Annotated in this window: 6 protein-coding genes; 1 reads left to right on the top strand and 5 read right to left on the bottom strand. The window is 64.7% G+C overall.

Annotated elements, in window-relative coordinates; genetic code table 11:
• Positions 1-214: 214 nt before the first annotated feature.
• From VGV07_RS26425 to VGV07_RS26405, 5 genes are all read right to left on the bottom strand, one after another.
• Positions 215-1525 (bottom strand): ABC transporter substrate-binding protein, encoded by a 1311-nt coding sequence (locus VGV07_RS26425; protein WP_326871723.1) that lies wholly within the window; start codon positions 1523-1525, stop codon positions 215-217.
• Between the two features lie 326 nt (positions 1526-1851).
• Positions 1852-5031: an alpha-mannosidase gene (locus tag VGV07_RS26420; protein WP_326871722.1), complete on the bottom strand. Its 3180-nt coding sequence runs from the start codon at positions 5029-5031 to the stop codon at positions 1852-1854.
• Between the two features lie 6 nt (positions 5032-5037).
• Entirely contained in the window at positions 5038-5850 is an 813-nt protein-coding gene (locus tag VGV07_RS26415; protein WP_326871721.1) for a carbohydrate ABC transporter permease, read from the bottom strand.
• Positions 5850-6740 (bottom strand): sugar ABC transporter permease, encoded by an 891-nt coding sequence (locus VGV07_RS26410; RefSeq protein ID WP_326871720.1) that lies wholly within the window; start codon positions 6738-6740, stop codon positions 5850-5852. Before VGV07_RS26410 ends, VGV07_RS26415 begins: the two co-directional genes overlap by 1 nt.
• A 110-nt stretch (positions 6741-6850) precedes the next feature.
• Positions 6851-8164 (bottom strand): extracellular solute-binding protein, encoded by a 1314-nt coding sequence (locus VGV07_RS26405; RefSeq protein WP_326871719.1) that lies wholly within the window; start codon positions 8162-8164, stop codon positions 6851-6853.
• 284 nt (positions 8165-8448) lie between these two features.
• On the opposite strand from VGV07_RS26405, the gene VGV07_RS26400 reads away from it, so the two are divergent.
• Entirely contained in the window at positions 8449-9492 is a 1044-nt protein-coding gene (locus tag VGV07_RS26400; protein WP_326871718.1) for a LacI family transcriptional regulator, read from the top strand.
• The last annotated feature ends 36 nt before the right edge of the window (positions 9493-9528 follow it).

Genomic DNA, 9528 nt, shown 5'->3' with positions numbered 1-9528 from the left:
CCAGCGGAGCTGGTGGAGGGGGCGACCACAAACACCGGCGCCTCCGGCCGCCCCCTCCACCGCCTTCGGCGGTCCCCCTCCCCCGTTGCACGGGGGAGGACCACTGAGAGTCCCGTGCGTACGCCATATGCGATAGTCCTGAGTAGGGATGGGGTGGCGGCAGGGCCGGGAGGAAATCCATAACCCTGCCGCCGTAACGCTCAGGCGGAGCGTATCAGTTGGCGATCGTCCGGCCGGTCTGGCCAGCGACCAGTGCGGCGGCCTCGTCGAGCACCGTCTTGGGGTCGGCGCCGCTCAGCAGCACCTGGGTCTGGGCGTCGGTATAGGCCTTGAGCGCCCGGGCGTAGTCGGTGGTGTAGTTCACCGTCGGGGTCTTCTGGGCGAGTTCGTCGATGAACAACCGGTTGACCTCGGCGCCGCCGTAATAGTCGCTCGGCTTGACGAAGCCTTCGCTCTCCAGCATCGGCTTGAAGCCCGGGAACATGCCGCCGCCCTTGTAGACGGCCTGCTGGCCCTCGAGCGTGCCCATGGCATATTTCACGAACTCCCAGGCCGCCTGCTTGTTGGGGCTGGTCTCGGCCACCGACAGGTAAGTGCCGCCGGAGATCGCGGCGGTCAGCCCGCCGGGCTCGACCGCCGGCGGCAGGCGGATGCCCCACTTGCCGGCCATTTCGGGCGCCTGGCTCTCGAACACCCCGGCTGCCCACGAGGCGGCGGGCACCACGGCAACGTTGATCTCGCCCTTCACCGTCAACAGGAAGTTGTCCCAGCCGCCCGGCACGTCGGCGACGAGGCCGGCGTCGTTGGCCTGCTTCAGGATCGTGAGCGAACGCACCCCGGCCGGGCCGTTCATGGTGATCTCGCCATTGGCGTTGAAGTAGAAGCTGTTCTGCAGCGCCGTCAGCAACTGCCACAGGTTGGCGGAGTCGGCGACGGTGGCCGCCTTGTCGAGCGCAAACAGCGAGGCGCCGGTGGCCTCCTTCAGCTTCGGGCCGATCGCGATGAGGTCATCCCAGGTGGCGATCGCGTTGATGTCGATGCCGGCCTGCTCGAACAGATCCTTGCGATAGAAGAACCCCGAAGTGTTGACCTCGTAGGGGATGCCGTAGACGGCACCATCCGGTCCCGAGCCGCTGGCCCACATACCCGACGGGAACTGCGCCGCGAGGTCATTGGCGCCCATGGTGCTGAGGTTGGCGAGCCCGTTGGGGAAGGTCTCGATATAGTTGCCGATATAGTCGATGCCGATGTTCAGCACGTCGGCGAGGCCGGCGCCCCCCGCCGCCATCCCGGTGGTGATCTTATCCCAGATCGCCGGGTTGCCGACATCCTCGACCTTGATGGTGACGCCCGGGTGCAACGCCGTGAATCCGGGAATGGCGGCTTCGATGCCCTTGCCCGGGTTGGTCCAGCTCCACACCGTAATGGTGCCGGTCAGTTCCTCGGCCATGGCCGCACTCGCCAGCGTCGCGACCGCCGTGGTGGCAAGGGCCAGCCGTGTCAGGCGCCCGGTCGCCGCAAACAAACGTCCTACCGTGTTGTCCAGTTTTTCCTCCTCAGGATTCCTCGGTCCCGATCGCACCCGTGCAGCTGGCCACCAGACTTCGCTGGCTGATTTCGCTGCCTACCCGGCTTGGATCGTGCCGGAAGCTAACAGCGGAAAATCTGTCTTGCAATAGTTCATTGCAAATTTGCAGAAATCTGAACAACGCTGCCTCGAGCTCGCGCAAACGAAAGCGGCCGCCTCCGGGATGGGAGGCGGCCGCTGACAATCAGGACAATCGATGGGGGTGACTGAGGTCGCCCAGGGCGTGGTCGGAGACAGCGCCGGCAGCAATGGCAGTTTGTTGACTAAGCGTCGACCTCCAGCAGCAGTGTCGCGATCTCGAATGGCCTCAGCTGCAGTGTCACACTGTCGCCGGTGACAGCGATAGGCTCGCCACCCTCTTCCATCAGGTTGACCAGCCTGGCCGATTTCACCGGCACGCCGAAGCTGATCGTCGCATTGGCGCGGGCATTGGCGTGCTCGAAGACGCGCAGCACCAGGCTTTCGCTGTTTTCCGCCTTCTTCACCGTCTCCAGCGTGACGTTCGGCTTGTCGACCGAAGCGAAGGAGAAGCTGGTGCTCTCGATCGGTCCGGAGGCACGCGCCGAGACGTCGCCGATCACTGCCACCGGGTTGTTGAACCGCTCGGCCGCTACCGGCACGCCGGCGAGGTCGCTGACCCCATCATGCACCAGGAGCGCATACTTGATGCGGTGCTCGCCGCGGTCCGATGCCGGGTCGGGGAAGGTGGCGCCGCGCAACAGCGTGATGCGCACCAGCTGTTCGATCGCGTCATAGCCGTACTTGCTGTCGTTGAGCAGCGCGGCGCCGAAATCCGGCTCGCTGATATCGACCCAGCGATGCATGCTGGCCTCGAACCGGGCCCGGTCCCAGCTGGTATTGCGGTGCGTGGCGCGCTTCACATGGCCGAACTGAATCTCCGAGCGGATCTCGGAGATGTTGAGATCGAACGGGAATTCCGCCTTCAGCACGGTCTGGCGCTCCTGCCAGTCGACGAAAGTGTCGAACTCCACCTGCCTGGCGCCTGCTTCCAGCGACACCACCTGCACCACTTTCGAACTCAGATACTGCCGCTCGATGCGGAGCGCCGCGCGATAGGGGCCGGTCTCCACCACCTCGATCTTCGCCTTGCCGTCCGACAGCCTCCAGAACTGCTCCTCGAAATAGCGGTCGATATCCCAGGCGTCCCAGTTGAGCGGCTTGTCCTCATAGGCGACCAGCCGGTTGGCCGTCTCGCCCTTGGCGATCAACTCGCGACCATGCTGCTTGTCGAACACCGAGGTGATCTCGCCCTGCTTGTCGAAGCTGACGCGGACGAATTCGTTATCGAGCTTGCTGGTCGAAGCCGAAAGGCTCGATTTCGGCGCGTTGCCGCCGGCCACCAGCCCCGCCGAGGCCCAGCCGAGCGACGGCAGGTCGGCCGGAGCTGCCAGTGTCACGCTGCCATCGGCGCCAACCAGCTTCTGCAGCGGCAGTTCTGCGTCGCCCTGGCTGAGCGCCGAACCCTCGGTGGCGCCCTCTACCCGGACCAGCGCCTTGTCACGCTGGTGCCCGGTGAAGTTGAATAGCTGCAACCGGCCTTTGCCAGTCGGCGCCACCGCCTTCGCCGCGCTGTGCCACGGCCCGTTGCCCGATGCCAGCGTCGAGAACAGCCCGGCATACTCGGCATCGCTGTCGACATAGACTTCGGCGATCGAGGTGCCTGGCAGGATGTCGTGGAACTGGTTGATCAGCACCAGCTCCCAGAACTCGTTGAGCTTCTCGGTGGGGTAGGGCGCCCCGCTGCGCATCGCCATGGCGCTGAGAAACTCGAGTTCGCGCAGCACCCGCTCGGCCCGCCGGTTATTGGCCTTGTTCTTGGCCACATTGGTCAGCGTGCCGCGGTGGTATTGCAGGTAGAGCTCGCCGTTCCAGGTCGGAAAGCGCATGGCGTTCTCGTCCATGCGCTTGCTCAGCCGCTTGAGGAACGGCCCGATGCCTTCGAGCTTCACCTTCGGCGCGCCCGGAATGCCGCGTTCGAGCCGCGTGCCGCGCTCGATCATGGCGCGGGTCGGGCCGCCGCCGCCATCGCCATAGCCGTAGCAGACCAGCACTTCGTCGTTCACCGACTTGGGTTCATAACGCTTCCAGGCCCCCATCACCTCGGACACCGAGAGGTCGGAATTGTAGGTGGTGAAAATGCGTTCGCTGTCGAACTTCTGCGCCGTGATCAGCTGCGCCTTGGTCCTGGTGCCATCGATGCCGCGCCAGAAGAACGTGTCGTAGGGGTGCCGGTCGGTATCGTTCCAGCTGAGCTTTGAGGTGATGAAATACTCGAGCCCCGAACGCTGGAGAATCTGCGGCATGTTGGCCGAATAGCCGAACGTGTCGGGCAGCCACACGGTTTTCGGCACCACGCCGAAATGCTCGAGGTGGAAGCGGCGGCCGCGCATGATCTGCCGCACCATGGATTCGCCCGAGACGATGTTGGCATCGGGCTCGACCCACATGGCGCCTTCGATCTCGAACTGCCCCGACTTCACCCGCTCGACCACCCCGGCCCAGATCTCCGGGTAGTCCTTCTTCAAAAAGTCGAACAGCACCGACTGGTTGTACATGAAGACGAATTGCGGGTACTCGGCCATCAGCGCCAGCACCGTCGCAAAGCTCCGGCCCGTCTTGTCGCGGGTATGCATCACCCGCCACAGCCAGCCGACATCGAGATGGGTGTGGCCCACTGCCGATACCGTCGGCTGCACTTCGGTATCGACCAGCGCGTAGATCTTCCTGGCGATCTTTTCGGCCGCGCCGAGCGAGGCCTCGAACTCCGGCGTCACCCCGCCACGCCGGTCGAGCGCCCGCAGCGACTGTTCGACGAGGTTCATGATCGCATGGCGACGGCCATCGATCTGCGTCAGCCGCGTGGCCACCTCGAGCGGGGTCAACAGATCGTAGTAGAGCTTCTCCGCCCGCTCGTGCCGCACCAGCAGCTCGACCTTGAAGCCGACCAGAGGCCGGTCGAAGAAAGTGAAGGCGTTGACCAGCAAGGTGCGCTTGGTTCCGGGTTTCGCGTCATGCGCGATCACCAGTTCGGTGTGGTTGCCGTCGATCGCCTGCGCCACGTGACCGTCGAGATAGGCGAGGCACTGCGGGTCGGTGGTGCCTGGCCGATCCTGCCACTGCGAGGAAAAGCGCAGGACGAAGGTCTTGCCCTTGGCGGCCGGCGGCACGGTGACCTCGGCGGCGAACCAGGTGTGTCCCTGCTTCTTCGCCCACACCGTCTTGTCGGTGAAAGCTGTCCAGCTGCGGCTGTCCGCCTTGAGCGCGGCGCCCGCATCGAGCTCCGCCTCGGTGTAGCGCCAGGCGAAGTCGCCCGCGATCGGGGTCAGGATCTTGGCCTTGAGGTCGGCGCACAGCCGAAACAGCTTCTCCTCCTGCTTGATGTCATCGTCGAGGAGACCGAGCTTGGTCGAAAGAGTGTTCATTTGAGGCTATCCCTTGACCCCGACACCGGCGAACCCGGTGTTCATGTTCCGCCGCAGCAGGAAGTACACGCCGACCGCCGGCGCCGCATAAATGATGGAGAAGGCGGCAAGGAAGCCGTAGTCGATGGCCCCCATCCGCCCGAACGCGCCGTAGAGCCCTACCGACATTGGAAACCCCGCCTCGACGCGCGAAAAGATCAGCGGCAACAGGAACTCGTTCCAGGCGCCGGTGAAGCTGAAGAACCAGACCACCGCGAGGCCGGCCCGCGACATCGGCAGCACGATGCCGGTGACGATCTGCCAGAGCGAAGCGCCATCGACATAGGCCGCCTCTTCCAGTTCGATCGGCACGGTGTCGAAGAAGTTTTTGAGCAGCAGCAGCGTGAACGGCAGGTTGAGGCAGCTCAACGCCAGCATCACGCCGAACTGGTTGAGCAGCCCCGACCGCTGGGCGGCGAAGTAGAGCGGCACCAGGACGCCGACCGACGGCAGCATGCGCAGCAGCACCAGCGTCCATAGCAGGGCGTTCTTGCCCGGCATCCGCAAGCGCGACAGCGGGTAAGCGGCGGCTGCCCCGACCACCACGCTGATGGTCGCCGTTCCAGCCGCGATCAGCAGCGAATTGAGGAACATGCGCCCCGCATCGCCACCGATGGCGCCGATGAAATTGTCGATGCCGAAGCTTTGCGGCCAGACCAGCCGCCCGGTCGCGGCGGTATCGAAGGCATTGCTGAACAGCCAGGCGAACGGGCTGACCCAGATCACCGCCATGAAGGCGAGCGCGATCGCCATCGGTCGCGAGAGCGTCGTACGTTCCATTACTTGGGCTCCCGCAGCATGCGCAGATAGACAAGGGACAGGGCGCCGACGATCAGCAGCATGGCCACCGAGATGGCGCTGCCGAAGCCGAGATTGCCGCGGGCAAAACTCTGGTTGTAGAGGAACAGCGCCAGCGTTTCGGTCTGCCGCCCCGGCCCGCCACCCGTCATCGCGAAGATCAGCGGGAAGTAGGTGAAGGTCCAGATGGTGATGAAGAGCAGGTTCGTCGCAATGTGCGGCCGGATGATCGGCAGCACCACGAGCCAGGCGCGCTGCCAGCGGGTCGCGCCGTCGATCTTGGCGGCCTCGATGATCTCCCTCGGCACCGAGTCGAGCGCCGCGACGAACAGCAGGTAGCTCCAGGCCGTGCCCTTCCAGATATTGGCGAGCGTGACGACCGGCAGGGCGAAATCGTTGATGAAGTTGATCGGTTTGAGCCCGAACGGCACGACGAACAGCGAATTGATCAGCCCGGTCTGCGATGTGGTGGCGGACCACAGGAACGCCGCGACGATGTCGGGCAGTAGCCAGCCCAGCATGATGCAGATTTCGACGACGCTCCGGGTGGTCGAGACCGTGCCGCGCAGCGTTGCCGCGAGCAGGAACCCGAGCACCGACTGGCCGACGATCGCCGAGAAGAAGACGAAGACCACCGTGGTCCAGAGCGACTCGAGAAAGCCCTTTCGGGTGAACAGCCGCTCGTAATTCTCGAGGCCCACCCAGGACCATTCGACCGCCTTGCGGCCAGTCAAACCCAGGTCGGTGAAACTGAAGGTGAAGGCCCAGCCGGTGAAGTAGAGCAGCGCGCCGACCAGAGCGATCGCCGGCAGCATGGCGGCACTGAGCAACCACAGGTTGCTGGTGATCCAGGGGTTGGCCTGGTGTCTCATGGACGGCTCGTTCGAATAGAGGACGAAACAGGCTTCGCGCCGGCAAAGCCAAGGTCAACCGTCACGGCGGCGCCCGCTGGTCTGGGCGCCGCCGCGTCGGGAGGAGCCGCTTATTCGTACGTGATCACCTTGTCCGCGCCGAACTCGTCGACGAGTGCGTCGTGGTAGTTCTTCACGGTGTCCTCGACGCTGGCGCCGTCGAGGATTTCCGTCGTCATCGTCTGCACCAGCGCCGAAACGGTCTGGTAGCCCGGGATGGTGTCGCGGCCGGTGGTGTCGGCAGCGAGTGCCGTCGCCTTGGCGAGGTAGGCATCGGCCATGTACTCGGGCGACTCCGAGATGTCGGTGCGGACGCCCATCCGGTGGTTCTTGATGGTCCAGTCCTTGAAGTTGCCGACGTCGAAGATGGTGGTGAGCAGCTGGAACGCCTTGGCCTTGTCGGCGGCCTTGGAATTCACCGCGATGGTCCAGCCCCCCGAGATGTTGGTGGTCGCCTTGGTGCCCGGATCGCCCGAACCCGGCCAGGGCGTCCAGCCCACCATGGCGTCGCGCTCTTCGCGGCTCGGCAGGTTCACGCCGTTGCAGTCCCACAGGCACGCATCTTCCCACGAGCCGGAAGCGAGGATGCCGAGCTGGTCGTTGGCGAGTGCTTCGCGGACCGCGGCGCCGGGGTCGGCAGCGTAGTTGAGATCGGCCGGCTGGCCGATATCGTGATAGACCTTGCGATAGAGTTCCAGCGTCTTGCGGATCGCGGGGCTGTCACCGATCCACTGGCCGGTTTCGCGGTTGAGCAGGCGGTTGCGGTCGCCCTCGGGCACGTCGGCGCCGAGCAGCGCCATGTAGAAGCCCTGCATGGTGGCGCCTTCGCCCTGCTTGATGCCGGCCGGCAGCTGGAAGGGATATTGTACCCCCGCGTCCTTCAGCTTCTGTGCCGCGTCGAGCACGTCGGCCCAGCTCTTGGGTTCCCAGGGCAGCGCAATGCCGGCCTTTTCGAAGTTGGATTTGTCGTACCACAGCATGCGCACGTCGGTGTCGGTCGGCAGTGCGTAGACCTGGCCGTCATAGGACGCAACGTCCAGGAGGCCCGGCATGTAGTACTGGTACTGGTCCCAGCCCTTGCCCGATTCCGTCAGCGGCTCAAGGTAGCCCGACGAAGCGAACTCGGAAACCATGAACGAGTCGAGCTGGATCACGTCGGCGGCGGTACCTGCCGCGAGATCGAGCGAGGTGCGCTGGTCATAGGCGGCACCGGGCAGCTTGATCGCCTCGACCTTTTCGCCCGTCGCGGCTTCGTAGTTGGCGATACCGGGCTCGACCAGCGAGCTGAGCCACTCAGCGTACATGATGCTCACCGCCTGTGCGGGGGCAGTGGCCGCCAGCAGCGCCAGCGCGGCCGCAGACGCCAAGAGAGTCCGTTTAAGCATGAATTTCCTCCTCCAAGGGTTTGGCGTCGCAACCCTCATGCGTGGGCTGCGCGGCACCTCCTGAGTGCGGCCCGAGCTAAGCGCATTTATTGCAACGTTGCAATGATTGGTGCAGAATTCTTCGAGCGACGGACGTCATGCAAATTTTATGTAAGAAAAACAATTAGTTGATGGATGGTTTGTCCGCTGGAAACCCGCTGGTATCGTTTGCATCGATGCAATTTTCTGTAGTTTCCGCCACCCCGGTGGCCGGTGTATGAGGAGGCGGGGTTCAAGAAGCGACGATGACGAAGTTCAGGCCAGACGCCAGCAGGGGCATTCGCAAGCCATCGGGCAAGCGGGCAACGCTGAAGACCATTTCGGAACTGACCGGGTTGAGCCTGTCGACGGTATCGCTGTCGCTGCGTGGCGGCGCGTCGCTGAAGCAGGAGACTCGTCAAAAGGTGGCCGAAGCCGCCGCCCAGGTCGGCTATGTGCCGGACCGCGCCGGGGTACGCCTCAGGACCGGCAAGACCAACGTCATCGCCCTGGTGCTCGATGGCTCCGACGAGGCCATCGATTTCTCCCGCCATATGATCCGCGGCATCGGCGATGCCATCAGCGGCACCCGCTACCACCTGACGGTGATGCCGGAGTTCGATCGCAGCCGGTCGGTCGAGACGGTGCGCTACATCCTCGAGAACCGCACTGCCGACGGCGTCATCATCACCCATACCGGTGCCCGCGATCGCCGCGTGCAGCTGATGATGGACCACGATTTCCCGTTCGTCAGCCATGGCCGCACCGAGTTCTTCACCCCGCACGCCTTCCACGACTTCCATTCCGAGGCGTTTGCCGAACTGGCGGTCGATCGGCTGGCCGATACCGGGGCGCGCGACATCCTGATCTCGGTCGGCGACGCCACCACCAACAACTACCACAACATCGCCCGCACCTTCGAGCGCGCCACCGCCCGCCGCGGCGTCACGGGCCGGGTTGTGGTGCAGGACAGCATCCGCCCCGCCTCGGCCGAGATGCGGCAGTTCGGCCGCGATCTTGCCGATCGGCCGGACCGGCCGGACGGCATCATCTGCGACAGCGAAACCCGCGCCATCTCGATGCTGTGCGGCCTCGAAGATGGCGGCGTGCTGCTCGGCCGCGACATCCGCTTCATCTGCAAGCAGACCTCGGACATCCTGTCGACCGTCTTCCCCAACGTCGACACCATCGAAGAAGACGTCTACGCCGCCGGCCTGGAACTCACCCGCCTGCTGCTGCGGCGGATCGAGGGCGAACCGGCGGAAGCCCTGCAGACGCTGAGCGAGCCGGTCGCGCACTGGCGGAGCTAGGGGTTTCAGAGTCACGTGGTAACTCTCTGCTCCCCT

Origin of the sequence: Devosia sp., from assembly GCF_035944845.1 — a bacterium.
GTDB lineage: Bacteria > Pseudomonadota > Alphaproteobacteria > Rhizobiales > Devosiaceae > Devosia_A.
This window is presented reverse-complemented; position numbering and strand designations above follow the sequence as displayed.

Bases quoted from the DNA above. Each gene is read 5' to 3' on its own strand.
- VGV07_RS26420 (WP_326871722.1), bottom strand. From the start codon at position 5,031: ATGAACACTCTTTCGACCAAGCTCGGTCTCCTCGACGATGACATCAAG.
- VGV07_RS26415 (WP_326871721.1), bottom strand. From the start codon at position 5,850: ATGGAACGTACGACGCTCTCGCGACCGATGGCGATCGCGCTCGCCTTC.
- VGV07_RS26410 (WP_326871720.1), bottom strand. From the start codon at position 6,740: ATGAGACACCAGGCCAACCCCTGGATCACCAGCAACCTGTGGTTGCTC.
- VGV07_RS26405 (WP_326871719.1), bottom strand. From the start codon at position 8,164: ATGCTTAAACGGACTCTCTTGGCGTCTGCGGCCGCGCTGGCGCTGCTG.
- VGV07_RS26400 (WP_326871718.1), top strand. From the start codon at position 8,449: ATGACGAAGTTCAGGCCAGACGCCAGCAGGGGCATTCGCAAGCCATCG.